At 62.5% G+C, this 26,228-nt stretch carries 26 protein-coding genes; 13 read left to right on the top strand and 13 right to left on the bottom strand.

Features of this window, described 5'->3' with window-relative positions; all coding sequences use genetic code 11:
- The first annotated feature begins 42 nt into the window (after positions 1–42).
- Together DC522_RS00730 and DC522_RS00725 are read left to right on the top strand one after the other, a co-directional pair.
- Positions 43–336, top strand: a complete 294-nt coding sequence (locus DC522_RS00730; RefSeq protein ID WP_116526773.1) for a hypothetical protein — start codon at positions 43–45, stop codon at positions 334–336.
- Between the two features lie 95 nt (positions 337–431).
- Positions 432–1,025 carry a hypothetical protein gene (locus DC522_RS00725; RefSeq protein ID WP_245443873.1) on the top strand — a complete coding sequence of 198 codons (594 nt, stop codon included), beginning with the start codon at positions 432–434 and terminating at the stop codon, positions 1,023–1,025.
- A 4-nt stretch (positions 1,026–1,029) separates the two neighbouring features.
- On the opposite strand, the gene DC522_RS00720 is transcribed toward DC522_RS00725, so the two are convergent.
- The gene (locus DC522_RS00720) at positions 1,030–2,028 is read right to left on the bottom strand and encodes a threo-3-hydroxy-L-aspartate ammonia-lyase (RefSeq protein ID WP_116526940.1); all 999 of its coding nucleotides are present in this window, start codon (positions 2,026–2,028) and stop codon (positions 1,030–1,032) included.
- Between the two features lie 169 nt (positions 2,029–2,197).
- Here DC522_RS00720 and DC522_RS00715 point away from each other — a divergent pair, with 169 nt between their 5' ends.
- Together DC522_RS00715 and DC522_RS00710 are read left to right on the top strand one after the other, a co-directional pair.
- Positions 2,198–3,238, top strand: a complete 1,041-nt coding sequence (locus DC522_RS00715) for a hemerythrin domain-containing protein (protein WP_116526771.1) — start codon at positions 2,198–2,200, stop codon at positions 3,236–3,238.
- A gap of 227 nt (positions 3,239–3,465) precedes the next feature.
- Entirely contained in the window at positions 3,466–4,398 is a 933-nt protein-coding gene (locus tag DC522_RS00710; RefSeq protein ID WP_116526770.1) for a DUF5996 family protein, read from the top strand.
- Between the two features lie 3 nt (positions 4,399–4,401).
- Here the strand turns inward: DC522_RS00710 and DC522_RS00705 are convergent, their stop codons facing one another.
- The 3 genes from DC522_RS00705 to DC522_RS00695 are packed head-to-tail and all read right to left on the bottom strand — an operon-like array spanning position 4,402 to position 7,356.
- On the bottom strand, positions 4,402–5,187 hold the full coding sequence (locus DC522_RS00705; protein WP_116526769.1) for an ABC transporter ATP-binding protein: 786 nt from the start codon (positions 5,185–5,187) through the stop codon (positions 4,402–4,404).
- Positions 5,181–6,245: an iron ABC transporter permease gene (locus DC522_RS00700; protein ID WP_116526768.1), complete on the bottom strand. Its 1,065-nt coding sequence runs from the start codon at positions 6,243–6,245 to the stop codon at positions 5,181–5,183. Before DC522_RS00700 ends, DC522_RS00705 begins: the two co-directional genes overlap by 7 nt.
- Before the next feature lie 4 nt (positions 6,246–6,249).
- A complete protein-coding gene (locus tag DC522_RS00695; RefSeq protein ID WP_205769461.1) occupies positions 6,250–7,356 on the bottom strand; it encodes an ABC transporter substrate-binding protein in 1,107 nt (368 codons plus the stop codon).
- Positions 7,357–7,597: 241 nt separating this feature from the next.
- Between DC522_RS00695 and DC522_RS00690 the strand changes: the two genes are divergently transcribed.
- From DC522_RS00690 to DC522_RS35700, 3 genes are all read left to right on the top strand, one after another.
- Complete coding sequence (locus DC522_RS00690) at positions 7,598–8,389, top strand: class I SAM-dependent methyltransferase (RefSeq protein WP_116526767.1); 792 nt, start codon at positions 7,598–7,600, stop codon at positions 8,387–8,389.
- A 315-nt stretch (positions 8,390–8,704) separates the two neighbouring features.
- Positions 8,705–9,262 carry a PRC-barrel domain-containing protein gene (locus tag DC522_RS00685; protein ID WP_116526766.1) on the top strand — a complete coding sequence of 186 codons (558 nt, stop codon included), beginning with the start codon at positions 8,705–8,707 and terminating at the stop codon, positions 9,260–9,262.
- A 116-nt stretch (positions 9,263–9,378) separates the two neighbouring features.
- On the top strand, positions 9,379–10,065 hold the full coding sequence (locus DC522_RS35700; protein ID WP_245443871.1) for a helix-hairpin-helix domain-containing protein: 687 nt from the start codon (positions 9,379–9,381) through the stop codon (positions 10,063–10,065).
- Positions 10,066–10,492: 427 nt separating this feature from the next.
- Here the strand turns inward: DC522_RS35700 and DC522_RS00675 are convergent, their stop codons facing one another.
- Together DC522_RS00675 and DC522_RS00670 are read right to left on the bottom strand one after the other, a co-directional pair.
- Positions 10,493–11,059: a helix-turn-helix domain-containing protein gene (locus DC522_RS00675; RefSeq protein ID WP_116526765.1), complete on the bottom strand. Its 567-nt coding sequence runs from the start codon at positions 11,057–11,059 to the stop codon at positions 10,493–10,495.
- Between the two features lie 490 nt (positions 11,060–11,549).
- On the bottom strand, positions 11,550–11,924 hold the full coding sequence (locus DC522_RS00670) for a phasin family protein (RefSeq protein ID WP_116526764.1): 375 nt from the start codon (positions 11,922–11,924) through the stop codon (positions 11,550–11,552).
- A gap of 278 nt (positions 11,925–12,202) precedes the next feature.
- On the opposite strand from DC522_RS00670, the gene DC522_RS00665 reads away from it, so the two are divergent.
- The gene (locus DC522_RS00665; RefSeq protein WP_116526763.1) at positions 12,203–13,132 is read left to right on the top strand and encodes a DMT family transporter; all 930 of its coding nucleotides are present in this window, start codon (positions 12,203–12,205) and stop codon (positions 13,130–13,132) included.
- Positions 13,133–13,151: 19 nt separating this feature from the next.
- On the opposite strand, the gene DC522_RS00660 is transcribed toward DC522_RS00665, so the two are convergent.
- Complete coding sequence (locus DC522_RS00660) at positions 13,152–14,042, bottom strand: LysR substrate-binding domain-containing protein (protein WP_116526762.1); 891 nt, start codon at positions 14,040–14,042, stop codon at positions 13,152–13,154.
- A gap of 254 nt (positions 14,043–14,296) precedes the next feature.
- Here DC522_RS00660 and DC522_RS00655 point away from each other — a divergent pair, with 254 nt between their 5' ends.
- Positions 14,297–14,608, top strand: a complete 312-nt coding sequence (locus tag DC522_RS00655) for a DUF1127 domain-containing protein (RefSeq protein WP_116526761.1) — start codon at positions 14,297–14,299, stop codon at positions 14,606–14,608.
- Here the strand turns inward: DC522_RS00655 and DC522_RS00650 are convergent.
- Genes DC522_RS00650 through DC522_RS00640 form a run of 3 tightly spaced genes read right to left on the bottom strand, consistent with a single transcriptional unit; the run spans position 14,605 to position 18,600 of the window.
- A complete protein-coding gene (locus DC522_RS00650; RefSeq protein ID WP_116526760.1) occupies positions 14,605–15,345 on the bottom strand; it encodes a DUF937 domain-containing protein in 741 nt (246 codons plus the stop codon). The two genes, DC522_RS00655 and DC522_RS00650, sit on opposite strands and share 4 nt — an antisense overlap.
- 25 nt (positions 15,346–15,370) lie before the next feature.
- Positions 15,371–16,750 (bottom strand): MATE family efflux transporter, encoded by a 1,380-nt coding sequence (locus DC522_RS00645; RefSeq protein ID WP_116526759.1) that lies wholly within the window; start codon positions 16,748–16,750, stop codon positions 15,371–15,373.
- Entirely contained in the window at positions 16,750–18,600 is a 1,851-nt protein-coding gene (locus DC522_RS00640) for a monovalent cation:proton antiporter-2 (CPA2) family protein (RefSeq protein WP_116526758.1), read from the bottom strand. Before DC522_RS00640 ends, DC522_RS00645 begins: the two co-directional genes overlap by 1 nt.
- A 143-nt stretch (positions 18,601–18,743) precedes the next feature.
- Here DC522_RS00640 and ispH point away from each other — a divergent pair, with 143 nt between their 5' ends.
- Genes ispH through rnhA form a run of 3 tightly spaced genes read left to right on the top strand, consistent with a single transcriptional unit; the run spans position 18,744 to position 21,124 of the window.
- Positions 18,744–19,703 (top strand): 4-hydroxy-3-methylbut-2-enyl diphosphate reductase, encoded by a 960-nt coding sequence (ispH, locus tag DC522_RS00635; RefSeq protein ID WP_116526757.1) that lies wholly within the window; start codon positions 18,744–18,746, stop codon positions 19,701–19,703.
- Positions 19,704–19,706: 3 nt separating this feature from the next.
- Positions 19,707–20,672 (top strand): homoserine kinase, encoded by a 966-nt coding sequence (locus DC522_RS00630; RefSeq protein ID WP_116526756.1) that lies wholly within the window; start codon positions 19,707–19,709, stop codon positions 20,670–20,672.
- The gene (gene rnhA, locus DC522_RS00625; RefSeq protein WP_116526755.1) at positions 20,669–21,124 is read left to right on the top strand and encodes a ribonuclease HI; all 456 of its coding nucleotides are present in this window, start codon (positions 20,669–20,671) and stop codon (positions 21,122–21,124) included. The genes DC522_RS00630 and rnhA overlap by 4 nt, the downstream gene beginning before the upstream one ends.
- Positions 21,125–21,184: 60 nt before the next feature.
- Here the strand turns inward: rnhA and DC522_RS00620 are convergent, their stop codons facing one another.
- Together DC522_RS00620 and DC522_RS00615 are read right to left on the bottom strand one after the other, a co-directional pair.
- Positions 21,185–21,667, bottom strand: a complete 483-nt coding sequence (locus tag DC522_RS00620) for a peroxiredoxin (RefSeq protein ID WP_116526754.1) — start codon at positions 21,665–21,667, stop codon at positions 21,185–21,187.
- 40 nt (positions 21,668–21,707) lie between these two features.
- Positions 21,708–22,538 carry a protein-disulfide reductase DsbD domain-containing protein gene (locus DC522_RS00615; protein ID WP_165820002.1) on the bottom strand — a complete coding sequence of 277 codons (831 nt, stop codon included), beginning with the start codon at positions 22,536–22,538 and terminating at the stop codon, positions 21,708–21,710.
- A 106-nt stretch (positions 22,539–22,644) separates the two neighbouring features.
- Here DC522_RS00615 and DC522_RS00610 point away from each other — a divergent pair, with 106 nt between their 5' ends.
- The gene (locus tag DC522_RS00610; RefSeq protein WP_116526752.1) at positions 22,645–23,256 is read left to right on the top strand and encodes a YqgE/AlgH family protein; all 612 of its coding nucleotides are present in this window, start codon (positions 22,645–22,647) and stop codon (positions 23,254–23,256) included.
- 4 nt (positions 23,257–23,260) lie between these two features.
- Here DC522_RS00610 and DC522_RS00605 read toward each other — a convergent pair whose 3' ends face one another.
- A complete protein-coding gene (locus DC522_RS00605; protein ID WP_116526751.1) occupies positions 23,261–26,143 on the bottom strand; it encodes an EAL domain-containing protein in 2,883 nt (960 codons plus the stop codon).
- Between the last annotated feature and the right edge of the window lie 85 nt (positions 26,144–26,228).

The following is a 26,228-nucleotide window of genomic DNA, read 5'->3' as shown; positions in this document are numbered from 1 at the left end:
CCTGTCAGCCGGGGCTCACCCCCATGGAAAGGCTTGTCCTGCATGGCCTCACGAAGGGCATGGATTGTTGCTGCCGTTGCGGCCCTTCTCGCCGGCTCAGAGGTGCTCGCCCATGGCTGGTACCCGGTCTGGTGCTGCAGTGATCGGGATTGCCGGGAACTCACCTCCGCGAAGGGCGAGACTGTCGTCGAGACGGAGGATGGCTATCGCCTCTGGGACGGGCGCTTCATCGGGCGCGAGTACACGAAGGCTTCGCCGGACGCGAAATTCCACATGTGCGAAGAGCAGAGGACGAGAGCCATCGTCTGCTTCTTCGTGCCTCAGGGCCAGTCGTGAGGGGCCGCAGCATCGCGGTCCTCTGCGCTGCGCTGCTGGGCGCGGTCTCAACGTGGGCTGAACTGTCCTGGTCTCAGACGCCGCCAGATCCCAGCATGGAGATCGCGGAGCCGCAAGGCCTCCCGGCTATCGGCAAGTGGATGCTCACCGGACAGGGTCTGCCATCCGACTGGCTCGGGGAAACCTACCAAGGCAAGGTTCTGCGTGAGCCGATCAACATCATTATCATCGATGAGGCCGCCATCAGCCGGGAGGATGCGATCGCCCGATTGCTCGCAGCGGCAGCGCAGGCGGGCTACCCTGTCCGCCTCGGGCACTCCACGGGTTACCAAGCCATCATCGAAAGACAGCTTTATTCGCAGCTGCCGAAGGGCTGGGACGATGCTTTCTCCAACGAGGTGTTCGAGCTCAGCAACGATCACGGGCGGATCTTCGGCCCGCACCGGCTGGAGCAGTCATATCTCTTTACGGGGGCTTTCAGCCGCGAGCGGGTCGATCCCTTCCGTTGGCCGGGGCATCGCTACGCATCCTTCAATCAGGCGCGTGACAATTTCGCACAAAGGCTGGACCGGGACACGGTCTACAAGACGGCCGGGACCGTCCAGCTCGACAATGACTTGCCGGACGATCCCAAACTCACGACTGGCGATCACGATGGCAGGGCCATCGTCCTGCGCGCAAGCCGATAGATTGTCAGGTTGGCAAGCCGGCGAGAAAGCCCGCAAAGGCTTTCGGATCCACGTTGCCGCCGCTGACGATGATGCCCACGCGCTTGCCCTTGCACGGCACGATGCCGTGAAGGGCCGCCGCCGCCGCAAGGCATCCGGTGGGCTCGACGACAATCTTCATGCGCTCGGCGAAGAAGCGCATGGTGTCCACGAGCATCTCGTCCGTCACCGTCACCATGTCGCTCACCAGCGCGCGGATGATCGGAAAGGTCTTCTGGCCGATATACGTGGTCTGCGCGCCGTCAGCGATGGTCACGGGCACGGGAATGCGCACGATGGAGCCTGAGCGGAAGGATTGCTGCGCATCATTGCCGGCTTCCGGCTCCACGCCATAGACACGGCAGCCGGGCGAGAGCGCATGCGCCGCAAGGGCCGAACCTGCGATAAGCCCTCCGCCGCCGACGCAGACGAGCAGCATGTCGAGCGGCCCGACCTCCTCGATCAGCTCCTTCGCGGCCGTGCCCTGGCCCGCAATCACGTCCTCATGGTCGTAAGGCGGAATGAGCGTGAGGCCGCGCTCCGCCGAGAGCCTGCGCCCGATCTCCTCGCGATCCTCGGTATATCGGTCGTAAGAAACCACCTCGCCGCCATAGCCCTTGGTGGCCGCGACCTTCATGGCGGGCGCGTCCTTCGGCATGATGATCACGGTCGGCACGTTCTGGAGCTGGCCCGCATAGGCGATGGCCTGCGCGTGATTGCCGGAGGAGAAGGCCACCACGCCCCGCTTCCTCGCATCCTCCGGGAGACGCGCGATGGCGTTGTAGGCCCCACGGAACTTGAAGGCGCCGCCCCGCTGCAGGTTCTCTGCCTTGAAGAACAGCTTTCCGCCCGTACGCTCGTTGGCGGTGCGGGAGGTGAGCACCGGGGTGCGATGGGCCACGCCCGCGATGCGCCACGCTGCCGTGATCACGTCGTCATAGGTGGGAAGAGACGAGGAGGGTTGAGTCTGGGTCTGCGCGCTCATGATCGGGGTGCTGCCGGGGAAGAGATTCTCTTCCATACCAAGGTCGGCAGCGATTTGTCACGCATCAGGCTTAACCCCTCCGGAAACGGCCACGGCCAAGGTTTTCTTCCCGGAACGCACTCCCTCCCAATCCGTTCTCCGCTGAAGCAATCTCAAGAGGAGGAGCGCCATGGATCTGTGGCGGATGATCTTGTCGGAACACGCGAATATCGAGCAGCTCTGCCAGGAGGTGCTGGAGGCCACTCCTCACGGCCCCAACAGCCGCGCTGAATTGTTTGCCGATCTCGAAGACGAGCTGGACCGTCATATCGCGGCCAAGCAGAATGTGCTCTACCCCGCGCTGGCTCGGGATGGGCGCACGGAAACCTACCTGCACGAGCTTGACGACGAGCACCGGGACATTCGCCGCAGGCTCGATAGGCTCTCCGCTCATCCGGACAAGAACAGCCGGGAATGGGCTCTCGATTTCAAGGAGCTCGTCGGCGTGATCCGCCATGCCTTCAGCCTTGAGGAGAACGGAGCGCTGGTCGCAGCGCACGGTGTCATCTCTTCACAGGAGGCCAATGCGTTGAGGCGCGCCTATGAGCGCGAGAAGATCGCGTCCTACGAAGCCTCTCGCTGGCATATGCCGCAGGCGATGATGCCGAGCCGCTATGGGATGCCCACGGGCATGACCTTCGGCATTCTGGCAGGCGCACTCGCCATCGGCGGCGCAGCTTTGGCCTGGAGCATGTCTCAGCGTGGGCAGACACGCGCGAACCGTCCCCTGCGCCCGGCGCCGCGCCGCCCGCAGCCGCCATTCCCGCTCGAAAGCGGTGTGGTCGACCGCTCCTTGAGCCGCCGCGGCATGGAAGGCCGCGCATCCTCCGGCTCCATGGGCAGCTCAATGGGCATGTCGGGCGGCATGGACTCGTCCCGAGGGATGGGGGCTTCACGCTCGATGGGCTCATCCGGCTCTACGGCAGCGGGCATGGAGCGGTCAGGGTCCGCCGAGGCTGCATCTTACAGCGCAGGCAGCGAAAGCGGTGCGGATGAGCAGTGGTTCTCCTCCGCCAATCCGCCCCGTGCGCCATCCGGTGTCTCGACCCCCCTGCAGCCGAGCGGAACGATCCCTGGCGGCAGCCCGGCCTCGTCGGTCGGTTCGGTCGGGACCGGCGGCGGTCAGACCGAGAACCGTGATACGGGCTCCATGAAAGGGGAAGGGCGGTAGAGCCTCGGACGAGAAAAGTGGATTCCACTTTTGGGATTGATCCGATGCTCCCTTTTTCAAGCGGCGCATCGTGCGGAAAACCGGATCCCCTTTTCGCTGACGCGGCCCTTCGGGTCGCTGACGCGGACCCTCGGTTCCGCACGAGGCGCTAGCGCCGCCTACCCGTGACAGCGGGATAGGCTGAACTATATCCAGGGTTTCACAGCCGGTTGCACGGGAGAAGCCCGATGGATGTCGTTTGGCCTGAACTGTCCTATCCGCAATGGCGCGATACGGCTGCCACGTTGCAGCTTTGGACGCAGATCGTCGGCAAGATCAGGTTGTCCCTGACGCCGTGGCTCAATCACGGCTGGCATGTTCCGCTCTATGTGAGCGCGCGAGGGCTCACGACGTCGTCCATGCCCACGGGCCGCGAAATCGCGGAGATCGAATTCGATTTCATCGCGCATCGGCTGCTCGTGCGGACCAGTCGCGGCGATGAAGGCATCCTGGCGCTGGAGCCACGCAGCGTCGCTGATTTTTATGAAGAGCTTCTCGATCTGATGCGCGGCATCGGCGTGCATGTCGCCATCAACGAGATGCCGAACGAGGTGCCTTACCCGATCCGCTTCTCCGAGGATCTGCTGCACGCGAGCTACGATGCGGATGCGGCGTATCGCTTCTGGCGCGTGCTCGTACAGGCGGACCGCGTCTTCAAGCTCTTCCGCAGCTCATTTCTCGGCAAATCCTCGCCTTCGCATTTCTTCTGGGGCAGTTTCGATCTTGCCGTCACGCGCTTTTCAGGCCGCAAGGCACCGCTCCACCCAGGCGGCGTGCCGGGGCTGCCGGATACGGTCACGCGCGAAGCCTATTCGCATGAGGTGAGCAGTGCAGGCTTCTGGCCCGGCAACGATACTTTTCCGCAAGCCGCGTTCTACTCATATGCCTATCCCGAGCCGCCGGGTTTTCGCGATGCGCATGTCGCACCAGGTGCTGCCTTCGACACCACCTTGGGCGAGTTCATCCTGCCCTATGACACGCTGCGCAAGGCGGACGACCCCGATGCGCTGCTCCTCGATTTTCTCACGACGACCTATGCCGCAGCTGCGGACGCTGCGGGTTGGGATCGCGCAAGTCTCGAGTGCGAGATGGGCGTGCCTAAGCGGGTGAGAGCGGTCTGAACCCTATTCCGCAGCCATCGGGCGTTCGATCGGTCCGTCGATGATCACCTGCGGACACAAGCGGGAGCAGCGTTCGATGCGCCCGTCGACCTTGTAGATGCTGCGCAACAGATCGGGCGTGATCACGGTGTCCACGGAGCCGCACTGTGCCATTGTGCCGCCATCGATCACCATCACACGGTCCGCCACGCGCATGACCTGGTTCAGGTCGTGCACCGCGATGATGACGCAGATGTTCTGCTCGCGTGCGAGGGTGCGCACCAGCGTCAGAACCTCGACCTGGCGATGCAGGTCGAGCGCACTCGTCGGCTCATCGAGGAGCAGGATCTTCGGTTCGCGCACAAGGGTCTGAGCGAACGAGACCAGCTGGCGCTGTCCGCCGCTGAGCTCGCACAATCCTTTGAAAGCGATCGCTTCGATCCGCAGCGCGGCAACGATGCGATCAATCGTTTGGAGGTCCTCGTCGCTCACATGGCGGCTGACGCTGCCCTGCTTGCGCGCCAGCAGGATCGATTCGTACACGGTCAGCACTGTGTTGACGGAGGTATCCTGCGGCATGTAGCAGATATCGCCCGATGCAGTCTCGTGCGAGGCCCCGTCCACATGGATATGGCCGGGTCCATCGAGCAGACCGGCAATGCGCCTGAAGAGGCTCGATTTGCCGGCGGCGTTGGGGCCGATCACCGCCGTCACTTCACCGCCTCTCAGAAGAGGCGTGGTGATGCCGGAAAGAACCTCTTTCTTGCCGTATCGAACGCCGACATTGTCGAGCTGAAGGGTCGCTACCATGCGCGCCTCCTTGTGGTCATGATGAGGCTGAAGAGGAAGGGAACGCCCACCAGGGCGGTGATGATGCCGATGGGAAAAATCGTGCCCGGCACGATGGTTTTGCTGATGACGGAGGTCAGCGAGAGAATGGCCGCGCCCGAGAGAACCGACGCCGGCAGGAAATAGCGCTGATCTTCGCCCACCAGCATGCGTGCGATATGCGGACCGACGAGTCCGATGAAGCCGATCGTGCCGACGAACGCGACAGGCACGGCCGCGAGCAGGCTGATGATCATCATCGTCTCCAACCTCAGCCAGCGCACATTGACGCCAAAGCTCGCAGCCTTGTCTTCGCCAAGGCGCAGAGCCGTGAGTGCCCAGGCCCGGCGCATGAAGAGCGGCAGCGAGAGCGCGAGCACGATTGTCGTGATGGCGAGCTTCGGCCAGGTGGCGCGCGTCAGACTGCCCATGGTCCAGAACACCACGGCTGCCAGCGCCTGCTCCGAGGCGAGATACTGAACGAGAGCGAGCAGGGCGTTGAAGGTGAAGACCAGAGTGATGCCGAGCAGCACGATGGTTTCCACTGTCACGCCGCGCTTCTGGCTCATGAAATGGATGAAGAGCGCTGCCGCCATCGCCATGGCGAGCGCATTGATCGACACGACATAGTCGATGGCCCAAGGCAGAAGACCGACGCCGAAGACGAGGGCGATGGAGGCGCCGAAGCTCGCTGCCGCCGAGATGCCCAGGGTGAAGGGGCTCGCGAGCGGATTGTTGAGGATCGTCTGCATCTGGGCCCCCGCCGACGAGAGCGCCGCTCCCACCACGACGGCCATGAGCGCCACGGGCATGCGGATATCCCAGATCACGACGCTGATCTGTTGCGAGATCTTAGGGGAACCCGCGAGCGCGAGCACGACCTCGCGCATGGTGTAGCGGGCAGGGCCGAGGCCGAGATCGGCAATGACCGAAAGGACCAGAATGGCGCTCAGCGCAAGCAGCACGAGCTGCTTGCGCCTGACGAGGGCGCGATAGACACCGCGCCCCTCATGGAGAGAAATGGCGGGGGAGTGAGCCAAGGGCCTAGTCCTTGTCCTTCAATGAGACCCAGTAACCCGTCTTGTAGGGAACCGGCAGGAAGCGCTCGTAGAGCGTCTTCATGGTCTGCTCAGGATCGACATCCTTGAACAGCTCGGGATGCAGCCACTTCGCCATCGCCTGGATGGCGACGAACTGGTAGGGGCTGTTGTAGAACTGGTGCCAGATGGCGTGCACCTGGTTATCGCGCACGGCCTTCACGCCGGTGAAGGCGGGCCGCTTCATGAGAAGGCTGAGCTTCTCGCGCGCCTTCGCCTTGTCGGCGCCCGAGCCGACGCCGACCCATGCGCCGCCGGGCACATAGAGTTCCCAGTTCGAGCCGGTGACGATCACATGGTCGGGATTGGCGGCGATGATCTGCTCCGGGTTCACCACGCCGAAGGTGCCGGGGATGATCTTGCCCGCGAGATTCTGTCCGCCCGCGATCTCGACGAACTTGCCGAAGTTCTCGTTGCCGAAGGACATGCAGCAATCGTCCGAATAGCCGCCCGCGCGCTCCACCATGACGACGGGCTTTGCAGGATTGGCCTTGGCGAGGCGCTCGGTCACGAGATTGATCTGCTGGTTGCGGAAGGCGATGAATTCTTCCGCGCGGGCTTCCTTGCCGAACAGCTTGCCGATCAGGCGCATGCTGGGATCGGTGTTCTCGAAGGGCTTCTCGCGGAAGTCCACGAAAACGACCGGAATATTGATCTTCGCGAGCTTCTCGATGAGCTTGGCATCGTCCGTCGCGGTCTTCGCCTCGATGTTGAGGAGAATCACGTCGGGCTTGAGCGACACGGCTTGCTCGACGTCGAACGTGCCTTCCTTGAACCCGCCGAACTTCGGCAGTTTGGCGATCTGCGGATACTTGGCGAGGTAATCGCGATAGCCGTCGAGATCGGCTTTCTCGAAATCGTCGCGCCAGCCCACCACGCGCCCGAACGGATCGTCCGTGTCGAGGGCGGCGACGAAATACGTTTGGCGGCCTTCGCCGAGGATCACCTTCTCCACCGGCGCCTTCACCTGAACCTGACGGCCCGTGATGTCCGTGACGGTGATCGTGTCGGCAGCCTTGGTGGGCAAGGGCAGAAGCGCCGTCAGCGCCAGCATGGCGCCAAGGGCGAGCTTGTTCAGGTTCATGGTGACCTCGCATCGGAAATGAAAGCGCGGCTCCATTATGGCGATTGCTTAAGTCATGCAAGAAATATCTTTTAGAATTACTTCAATGAAAGGGAGTATATCGGTAGTTTAAAATGTTTCTATTCTGCAGTTTATAGTCATTATAGTTTGACTGTTCCGGAAAGAGTTACTAGGTCTGCGCGCCGTTGAACGGCTTGAGTCGAGTGCTGCCATGACAGATGCATCCGTGATGTCGAATTATTCGCTGCGTGATGAGATCCGCGAGTATTGGTCCGCCCGCGCGGCGACCTTCGACACGCAGGTGGGGCACGAGATCTTCTCGGAGGAGGAGCGGCAGGCCTGGCACACGCTTTTCCTGCGCCATCTCGGCCCGGGCGCTGGCTGCAGGGCGCTCGATCTTGCGAGCGGCACGGGTGTGATCTCCCACCTGCTGCATGACCTGGGCTTCGACGTCACGGGCCTTGACTGGTCGGAGGCGATGCTCAACCAGGCGCGCGCGAAGGCGGAAAAGCGTGGCGCCAGCATCCGCTTCGTCATGGGCGACGCGGAGCGCACGTTGGAGAAGCCGGAGAGCTACGACGTGCTCGTGACGCGCCATCTGGTCTGGACCCTCGTCGATCCCAAGGCGGCGTTCCGCGAATGGCACAATCTGCTGAAACCCGGCGGCCGCCTCCTCATCGTCGATGGCGATTTCGTCTCGGACACCTTCGCCAAGCGTCTCATTCGCGTCATCGAACGTCTGTTGCCGGGAGCGGGTGGAGCCTCGCATGCTCCTAACGCGATGCGCGAAACGCACGAGCGTATTCTAAGCCAGGTCTATTTCTCGAGAGGCGCGCGGGCAGAGGAAGTTGCGGCGCTGCTGCGCGAGGCAGGTTTTGCGCATGTTGCCATCGACCACGACCTCAAGGCCATTCATCGCCAGCAGGCCAAGAATCTGCCATGGCTGAAAGGCTTCGAGCGCGCCACGCAGCATCGTTATGCGGTGGTAGCGCGCAAGGGGTGAGGCTCACGCCTCCCTCACGTTCGTGCCCCAGCGGCGGTGCAGAAAGCCCTCCCAGGGTGAGAACATGAGTCGATCAGCTCATTTGATCCCTAAGGTAACCCCTTTGAGTAATAGATTGCCTTCAAATTAATCTCATGACGATCCTGAAACAATTGGATCTGCTTCTTCTATCCTTTGACTTACTTCAACATCAGCAGCAGCAAAGACGCTGCGAGCCTGCCGCATCGCACGATAAAGAACCCTCAAGTTCTTGCGTTGTGGCCGGAATTGTGAGGAAATCAAAAGTGGGGCGCCCTGTGAAAAAGGGAGGCCGTCATGAGAAACTATTATGTGTTCCAGTCCAAGGACACGCCTGCACTGCGCGGTTTCACCGATGAGCCGCGCGCATCAATACTCCCAGCCGAATATGGGCCATGGGCCCTGGTCCAGGAGATCGGACCGGACGAGGAATGGAATCTCGATGTCAGCCGGGCCGTCGTTGCCGCCGGCATCATCGAGAACGGCTATTACCTCCTGGGCCCGCTGAAGCAAGCCGCACCGAGACCCATCATCGAAAGTGACCGCGTCGAGGGAACGGCCGTCTATGACCGCAACAACGCGCAGATCGGCACCATCAAGCGGCTGATCATCGAGAAGGTGAGCGGACGCGTCCTCTATGTGGACGTGACGTTCGGCGGTCTCTTCGGTGTGGGCGTCCATCATCACACCATTCCGTGGGACAAGCTCACCTACGACCCTGAGCTCGAAGGCTATCATACCGACATCACGGAAGAGCAGCTGCGCGCCGCGCCAGTCTTCACGGTAGAGCACAGAGGCAAACTCGATAAAAGCCGCGAACGGGAGATGCAGAATTACTGGCTCAATCTGACATGAGATCTGAAAACTCAACGCTATAACCTGAGTTTTGTTTGCCACTTATCTGCCATATCGCGCCAATACCAATGGGTTGCCTTCGTTGCTCACGAGTGAAACAGCGTGCGAGTATTACCATGCAGATAGGCAATCTCCCTCTCTCGTCCCGCCGGTCACAGGGCGTCGCTGGATTTCAGCTGCTGCGCGCTGTCCTTGTGGTCGGGCTTGCAGCCGCAGGCGCTTTTGCGGTGTCCCTGTCGGTAGAGGATCCAGGCTCTTCACTGCAAGCCGTTGCCGCCGACCGGCAACCTGACAGCACAGGCACACCGCATTCCGCCGACGAACCTCAGCAGACCGCATCCCTGCAGGTCGCGACGGCAGATTCAAGCGCACCTGATCTGACCTCCGGCAGCGCCGTGTCTTCCGTGGTTCCGGACGAGCCTGCTCGGGAAGACGCCCATGCCGGCATGCCGGTCGACTCGAGCAGCGACCATGCGGTCACTCAGCCTGTCAGCCCCAGCGGCGATACGCCAGTGCTGGAGACAGAGCACGCCAGCGCCACTGAGCCTTCGTCTCCCGCAGCACCGGAAATGACAGGCGCGGTGAACGTCGCGAGCATCGCAAGCAATCCGGTGCAAGGAGCCGGGCGCGTCGATCTCAACACCGCATCCATCGCGCAGCTCAACTCTTTACGCAACGCAGGTCCGCTCGGCCGCGCCATCATCAAAGGCCGCCCCTACGCCTCGGTCGAGGATCTGGTGAAGCGCAAGGTGATCCGCCGCTCGGTCTACGAGAAGATCAAGGATCAGGTGACGGTGCGGTGAGTGTTTCCGGCGAGAGAGACTGACCGGACAGGCGAGCCTCAAAGCCTCACCCTCCTGATCATGGCCGTCCCCGGACTTGTCCGGGGATCTGGCTCGGCCATCCCGGTTTCAGGAACCACTGTCCTCCTCCTTCGAGACGGTCACTGCGCGACCTCCTCAGGATGAGGACGGCGGCAAGGGCAAAGCGAGATCACCGGCCCAAGGCCGGTGATGACGCAAGAGGAGTGCGTGCAAGAAAATGTGTTATCCCTGACGAAGCGTCGTTCTCCCTTTGCCATGGCCGGGCTCGTCCCGGCCATCTCGATAAGGAGAGGCACCGCGTCTCTCACAATCGGGATCACCGGCCCAAGGCCGGTGATGACGGTGGACGAGAGGGGTAAAGGGTGGAGGCGCATGCTCACTGGCGGGCGGAAGGACAGGCCGTGCTTCAGATCCCCGCCCCATCCTCGAACCACCAGCTCGGCTCGTCCCAGCCAAAGCCTTCCTCCTCCTGGATGCGCCAGAGATGCGCTTCGAGCTCATCGCGCAGTTCGTTGAGGCTGCGAGGGGGTGGTTCTTCCGGGTCGAGGACGGCTTCGTGGCGGACGGGGGCAGGGGGCGGCTTGAGCTTGTCGATGTCGCCCAGCACGCGGGTGAGGCGGGCCAGCGGCTGGAGGGAGCGTTGGGCGAGCTCGATGGGCTGGTCTTCAAGAGCTTTCGCGTGGCGTTCGGTGAGCTTCCAGAGCTTTTGGGCCACCCGCTCTCGGCGGCTGCCGATGCGGGCCGGAACCGCAGCGCCGGGCGGACGCTGCCAGCCTTGTTGCACCACATAGCGCGAGACGGTGGCGGCAGACACGCCGACCTCCTCGGCGATGCGCTTGTAGGACCAGCGCGTGCCCTCCACGAGCGCGCGCATGGCGGCAACGCGGGCAAGATCGAGCTTTTCGCGGAAACCACCCGACGTTGGGGCCGGGACGGTGGGTGCAGCGGCGGACGATGACGAATGGGACAGCATGGCAATCGATGGTTAGAACAAAACACGAACAATATAGCGTCCGCGGGAAAACAGTCAAGGTTGCGCCGAGGCAGGCTTCCCGCGATGCCTGCGTCATCCCGGACGAAGTGCAGCGAGAATCCGGGATCGCTCAACGAGAATGACGCCCTATTCTGCACGCGGTCCTGGGTTCCGCGTTGCGGCCCCGGGATGACTCAAGAGGAAAGGTCGGCATGTGGGTTTGCGGCGCAGGAGCATCATTCCGCGAGGCGAGGCATTCCCCATGCGCTTTAGAGTATCGTGCGGAACCGAAGGGCCACGCCCGTGCCCGAAGGGCCGCGTCAGCGAAAGGGGATCCGGTTTTCCGGATCCAACGATGCGCTCTCTCTAGAAGGGAGCATCGGATCAATCCCAAAAGTGCAAGTCCACTTTTCACGTCCGAGGCTCTAGAGCGGCCCGGCATAGATCGGTGCCCATCGGTGTCGTGACAAAGGCTTGTAAACCGATGGCTTCAGTGCAGGATCGAGGACCGGACCGCGCGATGCTTCGTGCAGATGCCGAGGATTTTCGACATCTCGACCGTATAATCCTGCATGGTCTGCTGGAGCCAGCGCGCCTGGACCGTGAAAGCCTCGGTCGGATCCTTCGCCGTCAAGGCATCACGCACGGCTTCTCTGTCCTTCTCCAAACGCTCGGCGACGAAACTGGCCATCTCGTGCTGGCACTCCGTCACGATGGAGCACCATGCCTCGAAGCCTGGTAAGGACGGCCCATCGGTTGGCACAGGCAGCTTTGCCGTCGTGGTTTGGGAGAATGGGTCCGGCGGTGTTGCGTCTTGGAGGAGTTCTTCTGTCTTCGATGATGCGGGACCTTTGGGCGGAGTCATGGCAAATCTCCTACGCTTCCCTCTGGGAGCGACAGGCGGATAGTGACCGCAATTCCGAAAATCCGCATTCACCTAGATCACATTGGTCAGAGGCATCATCTGCGAAAGGCGGAAAGGCTTTGCGCCGTTTCAAGGGATTCCTACGGATTCCAGCCGCGTTGCAGCGCGTTCCATGAAACGTTTCATCACCGTTCCAAGGGCAATCGATGACATTTCATCATTTGTGCTGATGGCTCAATCGGCGTAATCGGAGCGTCTCGAAAACTCGGGACGCTTCCATGACCCAAGCTGCCGCCATGATGTCCGCGCCGGACGCCAAGCGCTTAGACGGAACCACCTTCGGACTTTATGCGGCCACCGTCTTCCTGTGGGGCGTGAGCTGGATCGGCATCCGCGCGCAGCTCGGGGTCGTGGCGCCGGAGATGTCGGTGCTGTGGCGCTTCCTGCTCTCGGCCGCGCTCATGTGGGGATGGGTGCTTGCCACCCGGCATCCGGTGCGCTTCCCGCTCGCCGATCACCTGCGGTTTGCGGCGGTGGGGTGCTGCCTGTTCTCGTTCAACTTCATCTCGTTCTATTACGGCGGGTTGAGCGTGCCGTCGGGCCTGCTCTCCGTGGTGTTCTCGCTCGCTTCGGTGTTCAACTTAGGTATGAGCTTCGTCATCTTCCGGCAGAAGGTGGAGCCGCGCGTGGCGCTCGGCGGCGTGATCGGGGTTGCGGGCATCGGGCTTCTGTTCTGGCCGGAGATCACGGGCGCGGGCTTCAACGCGGCGGCGCTGAAAGGTCTCGGGCTTTGCGTGATGGGCACGCTGTTCTTCTGCTCGGGCAACATGATCTCGACTTTGGTGCAGCGCCGCGGCGCGCCGCTTCTTTCCGCCACCGCCTGGGGCATGACCTATGGCTGCGTGGTGCTGCTGACGCTGAACCTGGTGCGCGGCAACGCCTTCATCATCGAGCCCACGGCGAAGTATATCGGCTCGCTGCTCTATCTCTCCATCGGCGCGTCGGTGCTGGCCTTCATGTCGTATCTCACGCTGCTGCGCCGCCTCGGCGCGGCGCGCGCGGGCTATGCGACGGTGCTGTTCCCCATCGTGGCGCTCACGGTCTCGACGCTGATCGAGGGCTACGTCTGGACGCCGCTCGCGGGTGTCGGCGTCGTGCTGGCGCTGTGCGGCAACGTGCTGGTGCTGCGCAAGCCCGCCGCGAAGTAGCGCTTACTCCGCAGCGACTTTACTCGGCCGCGACTTGAAAAACCGGACGCGTGGAGCCCAGGTTGTCGAGCGACTGCTTGATGTGAAAGCCCAACGCGTCCGCAAGCGGGTTCTCCTCGCCGCGCGCGCGGATCAGGCCGATCTTGCACGAGGGCAGGGCCGGGAAGCCGTCAGAGGGCCCGAGGATCCGCATGCCGGGACGCACGGCGCTTTCCGGCAGAACCGAGACCGCAAGTCCCGCGAGAACCGCCGCGCCCACGGCGGTGGAATGATAGCTCACATAAGCGACGCGGAAGGCGCGGTCCGCGCTCTCCAGGGCCTCCGTCGCAGAGTGGCGCCAGTCGCAATTGGGGCGGCCGAGCGCCAGCGGAATCGGGTTCTCCTCATGCACGCCGTGGCGGGCGGAGGTGACCCAGAGCAACTGCTCGATGCGCACGATCTCGGAGGGGCCGCGCCGGTCCACATGGGTGATGATGGCCAGATCCAGATCGCCGTGCTGCACCCGCTCGATCAGGTTGTGCGTGGGCTCGCACATCACCGTCACCTCGGCCTTCGGGTTGGAGCGCGAGAAGCGCGCCAGGATCTCCGGCAGGTAACGGTCGGCGTAATCGTCAGGCAGGCCTAAGCGCACGCGTCCCGTCAGCTCGTGCTCGTTGAAGGAGGCCATGCATTCCGCATTCAGCCGCACGATCCGGCGCGCGTAATCGAGAAGCCGCTCGCCCTCGTCGGTCAGCTTGGAGAGGCGGCCGTCGCGCTCGAAGATCGGCCTGCCGACCCGGTCCTCCAGCCGCTTCATCTGCATGGACACCGCGCTCTGCGTCTTGTGCACGATCTCCGCCGCGCGGGTGAACGAACCCGTATCCGCGATCGCCACGAAGGTCCGGAGCTGGTCGATGTCGAGCAAATGCATAGCGTGAGTCCTCCCCATCAATTTCAATGATGATACATATCTCAAACAATCGTTTCAAGTGATGAAACATTCCATGCTATCTATTCCAGCAGGAAAGAAATTTCACTGCAAAATCAAAGCCTTGTGGCGGCGATCTTGCGGCGTATCTGACATATCTTTGGAATGTTTTCTGAAAGGCCTCTGGCATTTCTTGGAACGTTCACAGCCGATTTCTGAGGCAATCGAGCAGTAGCAAGAGCGAAAGGAGACCCGATATGACCCGGTCTGCAGCATCCGTTATGACTTTCCCTGGAGCCAATATCCTAGGCCAGTTCGCGCGTTCGCTCGTCTCCCTCACGAAGGCTTTCAAGGATCGCCGAGAAGTCATGAACCTCGCCGAATTCGATGAGCGCATGCTCAAGGATATCGGCCTCACGCGAGGCGACGTGGTGAGCGCTCTAGCGGAGCCCATCCATCATCGTCCATCATGGGTGTTGGTTCGATGTGTCGGGCGCTCCGCGCACGCTTTCAGACCTGCCGCCGCTCGAAACCTGCGGCCGGTGGTTCCGCTCGTGAGCCGAATTTAAGGCTTCTTGGAGCCTGTTCCCCAGGCATCATCGAGGATCGATTGAAGGGACGTGAGATATTGCATCTGCATCTCGCGTCCCTTTTCCATCATCTCTCCCCATGAGGGCGAAGGCGAGGGGGCTGGTGCCTGCGGCTTTTCGGGAGCCGGCATCTGCATGAAACCTGCCATCATGTCCAGGAATGGATTGGCGACCGGCGTCTTCTCGGGCTCAGGGGCCTTCATCCACCCGGTCCATAGATCAGCCCAGGGATTGGTTGTTTCCTGCTTCGGCTTCTCCGCCGTGCCTGATGACGTGAAGGTTTGGACGGCCTGAGACTGTGCCGCCATCCATTGAGACAATCCGCCTGCGAGAATGCCGGCATAGATGGGCAGGATCTGCTGCATGGTCTCGACACCGATGCCGGCGAAATCAGCGGCCTGATGCGCAACGCGCCGGCTTGCCTCGTCCGAGCCGAAGAGCTGGTCAAGCAGCTTTCTACCCTCCAGCTGTGCCTGCGCAGAGAAGGTACGCCCTGCCATCTGCCAGAAATTCTGATACCCGCCGCTCATCAGGGATTGAAGGAGGCGGTTGGGATCGTTGCTGGTCATGGCGTGCTGCAGCCCCATGACGAAGGCCGGCATGAGGGCGGCCATGGCTCGTTGCTGCTGATCGCCTGAGAGCTGGAACTGCCGCGCCAAAGCCTCGAAGCCTGCTTGGGTTTGCGCCTGTCGCATCAGATCGAACCAGTTGAACATGGCAGGCTCCTTGAACGCTTTCGACCTATGGTGTCGGAACAGCTTGCCTCTCCAAACGCCGGATTGTCCAGAAGGCAGTGATGATGGCTGCGATCCCGAACACGATCGATCCCGCGCCAATGCCGATCAGGGCGCCCTTTGGACCGCCCATTTGTGCCCCGAAATAGGCAAACGGGATCATGCCCAGGGTCGCTCGTCCCCAGTTGAAGAACGTGGAGAGCAGGGGATAGCCGAGATTGTTGAACGAAGCATTGGCTACGAAGACGAGGCTGATGAAAAACCAGATGAAGCCGCTGAGCTGGCAGAAGAACTGCACCAGCTCGGCCGTGAGCGGCGGCGCATTGAAGGCGATGACGACAGGCACCTGCAGCAGGAAGAGCAGGAGCCACACGCTCAACACATAAACGATCATGAAGGTGAGGGAATCCTTCAATGTCTGCTTCATACGGTCATAACGCCCGGCACCCCAGTTCTGTCCCAGAACGGGACCGATGGCGCCAGCCAGCGCGAACACCCCGGCAAAGGAGACGGGCGTCACGCGGTCGATGATGGCAGAGGCTGCGATTGCCTGATCGCCGAACTGCGCCATGATGCCGGTGAAGAAGGCGTTCGCCGCGGGAGCGGCGAGGTTGGTAAGGATCGCGGGAATGGCGATGGCGAAGAAGGGCCTGGCATCGCGGATCACCGATTGCAGAGTGGGGCGTGTGAGCAGGCGGTGAGTGCGGGTGAGATAAAGATAGCCGACAGAGAGATAGGCCACACGCGCAAGATTGATCGTCCAAGCGGCACCGTCGGCTTTGAGATCGAGAGCAAAAATCAGAAGAGGGTCGAGAAAGACCGTAACGATGGCGACAGACAGCGTGGCGTACATGCTGCGTTTGGCATCCCCTGCCGCACGCAAGATCGTGGAGAAGGCCATGCCTAAAGCCATCAAAGCATTCGTCGGCAAGGCAATCCAAAGGAAGCTCTGCGCCACCTGGAATGCTTGGCCGCTTGCGCCCATTGCTCTCAGAATCGGAGGCAGGAATGGCAGCACGATCAGGCTGACGGCAGCGCCGATGACTGCCATGAGAATACTGCCGGAGGTCGCGAGCCGCCTTGCATCCTCAGGCTGGCGTGCGCCGAGTGCGCGCGAGACCAATGCGCCGATGGGTATCATCAGTCCCACATTGATGGAGACCGTGAAGAACATCACGACGGTCGCCAGGCCGACGCCTGCCGTCATGCTCGGATCGTTCAGCCAGGAGATGTAGAGCAGCGAAACCAAGTCGACGATGAAGATGGCAATCAGGCCTGCGGCTCCCGTTCCCGTCATCACGAGAACATGGCGCATAGTCGAGCCCTGCACGAAGACCGGTGTCTCGGTGCGTGCCTCCGCTACGCGATCAGCGGGGTTCGCATCCATCAGAGGGCTCCCTCGCCAAGAATATCGCGCGTCTCAGGGCTCAACGCCTTGGCCCTGCCTGTCGGGGAGGTGAGAGGTTCAGGCGCAATTTTGGCACCCACCACAAGCTCCGCGCCACCCATTGCGCCGATCTCCTTCTGCAGGAACAGGCGCGCGATGTCGCGCTTGCGCACATCCTGGGCTGCGCTGGCAGCGAGCTCGGCTTCGATCCCAAGTTCTTCGAGCGCCGAGCGGCCGAAGACAATGGCCGATTCGAAGGTTTCGCGAAGCTGATAATCGATGCCGATTTGCAGCAGCCTCACCGCATGGATGCGGTCGAAGGCGCGCACGAAGCTGCGAGCGTTCGGAAAGTTCCCATGAATGATCTCCGCAATCTTCTCTATCGTTTCCGGCTCATCCGTGCAGACGCAGATCATCTCCGCCTTCTCGGCACCGGCCGCGCGCAGCACGTCGAGGCGTGTTCCATCGCCGTAATAGATTTTGAGTCCGAATCGGGCCGCATCGCGTACGCGTTCTACGTTCTTGTCGATAACGGTGGCATTGATGTTCTGTGACATCAGAACCTGGTTTACGATCTGTCCGAAGCGGCCGAAGCCGATCACCAGGACACGGCTCGAAAGTTCACTCTCTTGGCTCAGCAGTTCGTCCAGGGCGGCATGATCCGCGATGTCCGGGCGAGCCTGCAGAGCCTTTTCGACAAGGCTCGAGAAGATCGGGCCGAGCAGCATCGTGATCGCCGCAAGCGCCGTGACCGGTTGAGCTTCACCTGGCGACATCAATCCGACGGACGTGGCAACAGGCAGGAGCACGAACGCGAACTCACCGGCGGTGCAGAGCAGCGTGCCCGACCTCAATCCTTCGCGCCACGTAGCGCCGAACAGCCGCGAGAGGATGGTGATGAGCACGGTCTTTCCGAGGATCACGACCGGAGCCGCAAGGACCAGCAGCACCCATTGCTGCCGCACCAGGGCAAGATCGATGGACATGCCCACGCTCATGAAGAAGAGGCCGAGGAGCATGCCGCGAAACGGCTCGATATCGGCTTCGAGCTGATGGCGAAAATTCGATTCAGCCAGCAGCAGTCCTGCGAGGAACGCGCCCATGGCCATGGAGAGGCCGACTTCCTGCATGAGCAGAGCCGCGCCCAGCACCACGAGAAGCGCCGAAGCGGTCATGACCTCGCGGGAGCCTGTGCGCGCCAGGATGCGGAAGAAAGGGTTCAGGCCGTATCGACCGACCAGGACAACAGCGGCGATGGCAGCGATGGTTTCTCCTACGGCGATCAGTTGATCGAGCGGGGAAGTCTGGTCCATCGCTGTGCCGGAGGCCAGCAGGGGCAGGATGGCCAGGATGGGAACAACCGAGAGATCCTGGAACAGCAGGATCGCGAAGGAGCGCTGCCCGTAAGGGGTTTGAAGGTCGTTGCGCTCTCCCAACATCTGAAGGGCAATGGCCGTGGCCGAGAGCGCGACCGCAACCCCCATGACGAAGGCGGCCTTGGGGTCAAAGCCGATGGCCGATGCTGCTCCGCCAAGGCAGAGCGCCGTCACGGCCAATTGGGCGAATCCTAAGCCGAAGATGTCCCGCTTCATGGACCAGAGGTGGGACAGCTTCAGTTCCAGCCCGATGATGAAGAGCAGCAGAACCACACCGAGTTCTGCAACCGTGGCAATGGTCTGCGGATCACCCACGAGCCTGAGACCCGAGGGGCCGATAACAACACCAGCTGCCAGATAACCGAGCACGGCGCTCAAGCCGATAAACCGGAAGACAGGCACGGCAATCACTGCCGCCCCGCAAAAGGTCAGGACAGGTGGGAGAAAACTGGCGTGAGAGGCGACACTGGCCATCGTGCAAATCGGATTCGGTGAGGGGCCTCCCTTTCTAGGGAGTCTTTTTCCCGAGGGCGAGCCTTTCTTGGCAGAAGCTTGGCCGCGAATTACCGTCGCTCCCGCTTGACAGGAGGGGCCTCGTCTCGCCACATCGCGGGATCATGACGAAGTCACCCCTCGACATCCTGCTTTGCGCCCCGCGCGGCTTCTGCGCTGGGGTCGTCCGCGCCATCGACGCCGTCGAAAAGGCGCTGGCGATCCATGGAGCGCCGGTCTACGTGCGCCACGAGATCGTGCACAACAAATACGTCGTGGAAAACCTGAAGCGGAAGGGGGCCGTCTTCGTGCGGGAACTCGATGAGATCCCGGACACCAAGGCTCCGGTCATCTTCTCGGCCCACGGGGTCCCGAAGTCGGTTCCCGAGGCTGCCCAGGCCCGCAACTTCTTCGCCATCGACGCCACGTGCCCCCTGGTGACCAAGGTTCACCGGGAAGCGCAGGTCCATCACAAGAGGGGCCGCCACATCATCCTGATCGGCCATGCGGGCCATCCGGAGGTGATCGGCACCATGGGCCAGTTGCCGGAAGGGGCGGCGACCCTGGTCGAGACCGTGGACGACATCGCCCGGCTTCAGCCGGCCGACCCGGAGAATCTTGCTTTCGTGACGCAGACGACCCTATCCGTCGACGATACCCAGGACATGGTGGATGCCCTGAAGGAGCGGTTCCCCTCCATCGTCGGCCCGCACAAGGAAGACATCTGCTACGCCACCACGAACCGCCAGGGCGCGGTCAAGCGCGTGGCGCCGCAGGTCGATGCCATGATCGTGGTGGGCTCGCCCAATTCCTCCAATTCCCAGCGCCTGCGCGAAGTGGCCGAGCGGGAAGGCTGCCCTGTGGTGCGCCTGATCCTGCGCGCCGAGGATATCGACTGGTCGGTGTTCGGGAACATCCGGCGCCTTGGCATCACGGCCGGTGCCTCGGCACCGGAGATCCTGGTGGAGGAGATCATCGACGCCTTTGCCGAGCGCTATGAGGTGTCGGTCGAAAGCGTGTCGACGGCGGACGAGAGCGTGTTCTTTCCTTTGCCGCGCGAGTTGCGTGAGCAGGCGGCGGAGTAAGCGGTGGCAGTCTATACGGAAGTCAGCGACGAGGAGCTCGCAAGCTTTCTCGATACCTACGATATCGGCACGGTTCTCTCCTACAAGGGCATCGCCGAGGGGGTCGAGAACACGAACTACTTTCTTCACACAACCAAGGGCTCCTACATCCTGACGCTTTACGAGAAGCGGGTGAGGGAGGCGGACCTGCCCTTCTTCCTCGGGCTCATGCAGCACCTGGCCAACAAGGGCCTGACCTGTCCTCTGCCGGTCAATAACCGCCAGGGTCAGGCTCTCGGCCGGATCGCCGGGCGGCCTGCCGTGATCATCACCTTCCTCGACGGCATTGCCGTGCGCCGTCCCACGGCGAAGCATTGCGGGGCGCTGGGCGGGGCGCTGGCGAAGCTCCATCTGGCCGGCCAGGATTTCGCGATGAATCGGCCCAATGCCTTGTCGCTCGATGCCTGGGCACCGCTCTTCGCTCAGGCCGGGGCGCAGGCCGATACGGTTTCAGGCGGTCTGGCGGAGCGCACAAGGCGCGAACTCGCCTATCTGCAGGAGACATGGCCCAAGGGCCTGCCGACGGGCATCATCCATGCCGATCTCTTCACGGACAACGTGTTCTTCATCGGCTCCGAGGTGTCGGGACTGATCGACTTCTACTTCGCCTGCACGGATGCCTTCGCCTATGACGTGGCCATCTGCCTGAATGCCTGGTGCTTCGAGCAGGACGGGTCGTTCAATCTCACCAAGGGCCAGGCCATGCTGGCAGGCTATCAGGCCGTTCGCGCGCTGACGCCGCAGGAGATCGAGGCCCTGCCGGTTCTCTGCCGGGGGGCTGCGATGCGCTTCATGCTCACCCGCCTCGTGGACTGGCTCAACGTGCCGCCGGGCGCGCTCGTGAAGCCAAAGGATCCGCTGGAATACGACCGCAAGCTCCACTTCCACACCCATGTGAAGCACGCCCGCGAATATGGGCTTGAGGCATGAGCGGCTCTGAACGCGTCATGATCTACACGGACGGCGCCTGCTCGGGGAATCCCGGCCCGGGCGGCTGGGCCGCAATCCTGTTCTTCAAAGGCAGCGAGAAGGAGATTTCCGGCGGGGAGGCTCACACCACCAACAACCGCATGGAGATCCGGGCTGCCATCGAAGGACTGAATGCACTCAAGCGTCCCTGCGCGGTCGATCTCTTCACGGATTCTCAATATGTGCGCCAGGGCATCACGCAGTGGATGCACAATTGGAAGCGTCGCGGCTGGCGGACCGCCGACAACAAGCCGGTGAAGAACGAGGAGCTGTGGCGGGAGCTCGATGAAGCGGCATCCCGGCACGATGTGGCCTGGCACTGGGTGAAGGGCCACGCGGACGATCCCACCAACATTCGCGTCGACGAACTCGCGGTGGCCGCCATGCAGCCCTTCAAGAAGGGCGCAAGATAAAGGAAAAAGCCCTTGGCGCCTTCGAGCGAGCAAGGGCTTCATTCGGACGGATCGAAAGGATCAAAGATCCTTCAGGATGTTCTCCGCGCCCGAGATCTGAGCCTTGGACGGCGCGTCTTCCACATTGATCGCCTTCACCACGCCGTCTTCGACCACCATCGAATAGCGCTGGGAGCGCAGGCCGAGGCCGAAGCCGGAGCCGTCCATCGTCAGCCTGATCGCCTTGGCGAAATCGCCATTGCCGTCCGACAGGAACTCGATGCCGTCCGCTCCAGCAGCCTTGGCCCAAGCGTCCATGACGAAGACGTCGTTGACGGCGGTCACCAGGATGGAATCCACACCCTTCGATTTGATCTCCTCTGCACGCTGCACATAGCCGGGCAGGTGGTTGCGGTGGCAAGTGGGGGTGAAAGCGCCCGGAACCGCCACGAGCACAACTTTACGACCCTTGAAAAGGTCGTCCGTCGTCTTGGCGACCGGCCCGTCCGGGGTCATGACGCGGAAGGTGATCTGGGGAAGGCGTTCTCCAACCTGAATGGCCATGCACAATGCTCCGAAGCTGTTTCGTCAGGATCGTTCATCACTAGCGCGGCTGTCCGCTGCCGTCGAGGCTCACCTGCGTCTCGACGGCCTTGTCCCCGGCAACCAGCGTCAGGGTCAAAGGAACCGGGCCGGGCGCGTCCTTGGGCCTTTCCTCGACTGATACGGTAAAGCGGTTATCTGCGTCTGGCGTCGAGGTTGAGACATACCAGCCGTCCGGCGCTTCCGCGAAGAGAACGGGCTTTGTGCCTGATGGCGCGCGAACGGCGACATTCAGGGTGGGCTTATCACCGCCAGCCGATTGGACGGACAGCACCGCGAGATCGCCCTTGGCTCCTAACGGCTGCTGAGGAGGCACCTTGGCCATCGCCTCTTCGATGGCCTCTCGGTCCTCAGGGCCGACGTCCGAGAGCGATACGTTCAGTTCTGCATGGGTCGGGATGCAGATATCCTTGCAGATGCCGTAATCGACGGTCAGCGCGAGCTTGACCGGCTTGTCCGCTGCTGCTGGCTTGACCAGAACCGGCAAAACGACCTTGTGGCTGTAGACATAGGCGACGCCGGCCGCATCTTCATAGCGCGTGGGGGCGGGCCAGCGGACTTCGATGCCGGCGACGTTCTCCGAGGCCGACCAATCGAAGCTCGGCGGCAAGCCGGATTCGCCGGGATTGCGCCAATAGGTCTTGAAGCCCTGATCCAGGGCGATCTCGATGCCGGCGAGCCATGTCTCGCCCTGCTTGCCCCCGGACAACAGGCGCACCTGCGAGTGGAACCCCTGCGATGATGGCGCGGAGGGGAGGGGCTGTCCAAACGCGGAGAAAAAGGACAGAATCACAAAAATGGCTGATGCGGCGATACGGAATGTGGTTGTCATGGAACTGACGCCTCCCTGAGGCGCTTCCTTTATGCGTTTTTTCTTCGGGTCTGCCATCCACGATCCCGTGATCGGGTTGTCGGCCCAGCAAGGCAGATTTCGAGACATGAGCTTTCAGCAAACCTCATATGGCACCGGCTCCCCGTATCTCGACGGGCAGGTGCTCGTGGCGATGCCCGGCATGGCGGACGAACGCTTCGCCCGCGCGGTGATTTATATCTGCGCCCATTCGCCAGAGGGCGCGATGGGCATCATTCTCAATCGTCCTGCCGCAAACGTTACCATGCCGGATCTCCTGATCCAGCTCGAGATCGTGCCGGAACTGGAGCGAATCCATCTGCCGGAGCAGGTGGGGCGCATGCAGGTTCTGATGGGCGGACCGGTGGAGACGAGCCGCGGCTTCGTGCTGCATTCGCCCGATTTCCACATCGCCCAGTCCACGCTGCCCATTGACGACAGCGTGTGCCTGACCGCCACCATCGATATCCTGCGGGCGATCGCTCAGGGACGCGGCCCAAAGAACGCCGTGCTCGCCCTGGGCTATGCGGGCTGGGGGGCGGGCCAGCTCGAACTCGAGATGCAAGCCAACGGCTGGCTGAACTGCCCGGCCGATGCCGAGCTCATCTTCAGCACGCCTGCCGACATTCGCTATGAAATGGCCCTGCGCCGGATCGGCATCGAGCCTGCCATGCTCTCGATGCAAGCTGGCCACGCCTGAAAATCTAAGCGGCTTCGGTGGTTGCCGCGCCCACGAGCTGGCGGGCCTGCACGACCGACATCGGCTCGCCGAAAACAGGGCCCTGCGCATATTCGCAGCCGAGCTGATAGAGCTCGATGGCTTCCGACTCGCTCTCCGCACCTTCCGCGACGATCTCCATGCCAAGCTCATGCGCCATCTTGACGATGGAGCGCAGGATGACCGGGTTGCCGGACGCCATCTGGCGCACGAAGGATTCATCGACCTTGATCGTGTCGAACGGGAAGCGGAGCAGGTAGGAGAGGGCGGAATAGCCCGTGCCGAAGTCATCGAGCGAGAGGCCTGCTCCGAGATCCCGCAGGCGCGCGAGCATTTGCGCTGAGTATTCCGGATTCTCCATGACGAGGCTCTCCGTCATCTCGATCTTGAGAGAGCCGGGAAGCACGCGGGTGCGGGCGATCACGGTTTTCACTTCCTGCAGCAGATCGTGGCGCAGAAGGTGATGGCTCGACATGTTGACGCTGGCGAATATCGGCGGCTCGACTTCGAGAGCATTCTGCCAGACGGCGAGCTCCCGCGCCGTCTGCTCCAGCAAAAAAACGCTGAGCTTGACGATGAGGCCCGTCTCCTCCGCAATCGACATGAAGTCGTCGGGAGCGATGCGGCCCAGGCGCGGGTGATCCCAGCGCAGCATGGATTCGAAGCCTGCAATGGTTCGATCCTCGAGCCGAACGATGGGCTTGAAGAGAACCTTCATCTCGTTGCGGTCGAGCGCGTGGCGAAGGTCGCTTTCCATCGTGAAATGGTCGCTGCGATCCGAGCGCATGGTGGGACGGAACACCTCGATCCGGTCGCCGCCGTAACGCCGGGCATGAGCCATGGCGATCTCTGCATTGCGCAGAACTTCTTCGCGCCGCGCAGCGATCTGGGGGTCGTGCAGGGCAATACCGATAGAGGCGGTGAGGAAGATTTCGCGTTCGGCATAAGTCACCGGCGTGGTGACGATGCGCCGGACCATGTCGGCAAAAGCGATGATGCGGTCGGGCTCGCGCTCCGAGAGCAGGATAATCGCAAACTCGTCGCCGGCAATCCGCGCCAGCGTATCCTGCGGCTTGAGCAGACGGCTCAGGCGACGCGAGAGCGTGAGCAGAATCGAGTCACCGGCCGTGTAGCCCGACTGGTCGTTCGCATCCTTGAACTTGTCGATGTCGATGACGAGCACGGTCGGACGTAAGGAATCGTCCTGGCTCGCAAATGTCAGAGCAGCCTCAAGCCGATCATAGAAGAGCTGGCGGTTCGGCAGACTCGTCAGGTTGTCGTGCACGGCATCGAGGAGCAGCCTTTCCTCGGCTGTCTTGCTGCTGGTCACGTCCGACAGCGTCCCGACGATGCGGATCACCTCGCCGTCAGAGCCGATCACCGGACGCGCCTTGAGGCGGAACCAGTGATGCGCGTTAGAGGAGGAGCGCAGACGGAAATCCTGCACAAGGCGTCCGCGACGCTGCTCGATCACCGTGTCGAGCGCGAGCCGGTAGCGGTCCTTGTCGAAGGGATGGATCAGGTCGAGCCACGCCGAGGCAGGGCCTTCGAGAGCGCCGCGCTTCAGGCCCAACTGGTGCTCGATCTCGGGACTGACGAAGATGTTGTCGGACACCACGTCCCAATCGAACACGATGTCGCCGGCTCCCGCGAGCGCCAGCGCACGGCGCTCCGTGTCGTTGACGAAGCCGCGTGCGAATCCGCCGCCAGCGAAAGCGTGCTGCATCACCGTGAAGCCAATGAGCATGACGATCAGCACCAGGCCGCCGATCAGGGCTGGCGGCACGAGATCGGAGGTGAGCTGACCCAGAACCGTGAAGCTCGCGGCCACCGTCCAGGCGATCAGCAGAAGCCAGGTGGGCACGAGCATGATGGCGCGGTCATAGCCGTGCGTCGCGAGATGGATCACGAGCACGAAGCCGATACCGGCGACTGCCGCAATCGACATGCGCGCGACGCCGGACGCCACGGAGGCATCGACGATGGCCAGCAGCAGCAGCGCGCCGAGGAAGGCGAGCCAGAAGGCCGTCACGTGGCTGTAGCGCACATGCCAGCGGTTCAGGTTGAGATAGGCGAAGAGGAACACGAGCAGGGTGGCCGCCAGCACGGCCTCGGCACCCGCGCGATAGATCTGCTCCGTGACCTCGGAGATCGGGAACACGCGCTGGAAGAAGCCGAAATCGATGCTGGCATAGGCCAGAACCGCCCAAGCCAGCGCAGCAGCGGCCGGGAAAATCAGCGCACCCTTCACCACGAACACGATGGTGAGGAACAGGGCAAGCAGACCGGCAATGCCGATGATGATGCCCTTGTAGAGCGTCAGGCCGTTGACGCGCTCCTTGTAGGCGTCCGCATCCCACAGATGGAGCTGAGGCAGGTTATCGGTACGAAGCTCGGCCACGAAGGTGACGGTGGTGCCGGGGTCGAGCGTCATGAGGAAGACGTCCGCATCCGGGCTGTCGGCCCGCTCGGGCCGGATGCCCTGGCTGGCAGTCACTGCGGCGATGCGCGATGCGCCGAGATCAGGCCAGATCACGCCGGAGCCGGTGAGCCGGAAATGCGGCGCTACGAGCAAGCGGTCGATCTGCTCGTCGGTATCGTTGGTGAGCGCGAAGACGATCCAGTCGGGCCGGGTTCCCGCCTCGCGTGCCTTCACGGCGATGCGGCGCACGATGCCGTCGCGGCCCGGAGCCGTGGAAATGCGGATCTCGTCGCCATCCGACTTATACCGCTCGATAGCAGGGGTCAGGTCGATGGCCTTCATCTTCGGGTCGACGCGCACGGATTCCACCGCCCAGCCGGCTGTCGGCCAGGCGAGCCCCATGAATGCCGCCAAAAGGAAGGCTATGGCGAAAGATACGATCCGCACTGCTTCGGTTCTTTCGTCCGGTCCAAGAGTCGAAGGCGAATTGGTACCGGTCAAGGAGCTTGAGGGCAAGCCGAGGCCTTCCAAG

Origin of the sequence: Microvirga sp. KLBC 81, from assembly GCF_003075415.1 — a bacterium.
Classification (GTDB): Bacteria; Pseudomonadota; Alphaproteobacteria; order Rhizobiales; family Beijerinckiaceae; genus Microvirga.
Note: the sequence above shows the minus strand (reverse complement) of the source record. Positions and strands in the feature narration are given on the sequence as shown.

Bases quoted from the DNA above. Each gene is read 5' to 3' on its own strand.
- DC522_RS00730 (WP_116526773.1), top strand. From the start codon at position 43: ATGGCCTCACGAAGGGCATGGATTGTTGCTGCCGTTGCGGCCCTTCTC.
- DC522_RS00725 (WP_245443873.1), top strand. From the start codon at position 432: ATGGAGATCGCGGAGCCGCAAGGCCTCCCGGCTATCGGCAAGTGGATG.
- DC522_RS00720 (WP_116526940.1), bottom strand. From the start codon at position 2,028: ATGAGCGCGCAGACCCAGACTCAACCCTCCTCGTCTCTTCCCACCTAT.
- DC522_RS00715 (WP_116526771.1), top strand. From the start codon at position 2,198: ATGGATCTGTGGCGGATGATCTTGTCGGAACACGCGAATATCGAGCAG.
- DC522_RS00710 (WP_116526770.1), top strand. From the start codon at position 3,466: ATGGATGTCGTTTGGCCTGAACTGTCCTATCCGCAATGGCGCGATACG.
- DC522_RS00705 (WP_116526769.1), bottom strand. From the start codon at position 5,187: ATGGTAGCGACCCTTCAGCTCGACAATGTCGGCGTTCGATACGGCAAG.
- DC522_RS00695 (WP_205769461.1), bottom strand. From the start codon at position 7,356: ATGCTGGCGCTGACGGCGCTTCTGCCCTTGCCCACCAAGGCTGCCGAC.
- DC522_RS00690 (WP_116526767.1), top strand. From the start codon at position 7,598: ATGACAGATGCATCCGTGATGTCGAATTATTCGCTGCGTGATGAGATC.
- DC522_RS00685 (WP_116526766.1), top strand. From the start codon at position 8,705: ATGAGAAACTATTATGTGTTCCAGTCCAAGGACACGCCTGCACTGCGC.
- DC522_RS35700 (WP_245443871.1), top strand. From the start codon at position 9,379: ATGCAGATAGGCAATCTCCCTCTCTCGTCCCGCCGGTCACAGGGCGTC.
- DC522_RS00675 (WP_116526765.1), bottom strand. From the start codon at position 11,059: ATGCTGTCCCATTCGTCATCGTCCGCCGCTGCACCCACCGTCCCGGCC.
- DC522_RS00670 (WP_116526764.1), bottom strand. From the start codon at position 11,924: ATGACTCCGCCCAAAGGTCCCGCATCATCGAAGACAGAAGAACTCCTC.
- DC522_RS00665 (WP_116526763.1), top strand. From the start codon at position 12,203: ATGACCCAAGCTGCCGCCATGATGTCCGCGCCGGACGCCAAGCGCTTA.
- DC522_RS00660 (WP_116526762.1), bottom strand. From the start codon at position 14,042: ATGCATTTGCTCGACATCGACCAGCTCCGGACCTTCGTGGCGATCGCG.
- DC522_RS00655 (WP_116526761.1), top strand. From the start codon at position 14,297: ATGACCCGGTCTGCAGCATCCGTTATGACTTTCCCTGGAGCCAATATC.
- DC522_RS00650 (WP_116526760.1), bottom strand. From the start codon at position 15,345: ATGTTCAACTGGTTCGATCTGATGCGACAGGCGCAAACCCAAGCAGGC.
- DC522_RS00645 (WP_116526759.1), bottom strand. From the start codon at position 16,750: ATGGATGCGAACCCCGCTGATCGCGTAGCGGAGGCACGCACCGAGACA.
- DC522_RS00640 (WP_116526758.1), bottom strand. From the start codon at position 18,600: ATGGCCAGTGTCGCCTCTCACGCCAGTTTTCTCCCACCTGTCCTGACC.
- ispH (WP_116526757.1), top strand. From the start codon at position 18,744: ATGACGAAGTCACCCCTCGACATCCTGCTTTGCGCCCCGCGCGGCTTC.
- rnhA (WP_116526755.1), top strand. From the start codon at position 20,669: ATGAGCGGCTCTGAACGCGTCATGATCTACACGGACGGCGCCTGCTCG.
- DC522_RS00620 (WP_116526754.1), bottom strand. From the start codon at position 21,667: ATGGCCATTCAGGTTGGAGAACGCCTTCCCCAGATCACCTTCCGCGTC.
- DC522_RS00615 (WP_165820002.1), bottom strand. From the start codon at position 22,538: ATGACAACCACATTCCGTATCGCCGCATCAGCCATTTTTGTGATTCTG.
- DC522_RS00610 (WP_116526752.1), top strand. From the start codon at position 22,645: ATGAGCTTTCAGCAAACCTCATATGGCACCGGCTCCCCGTATCTCGAC.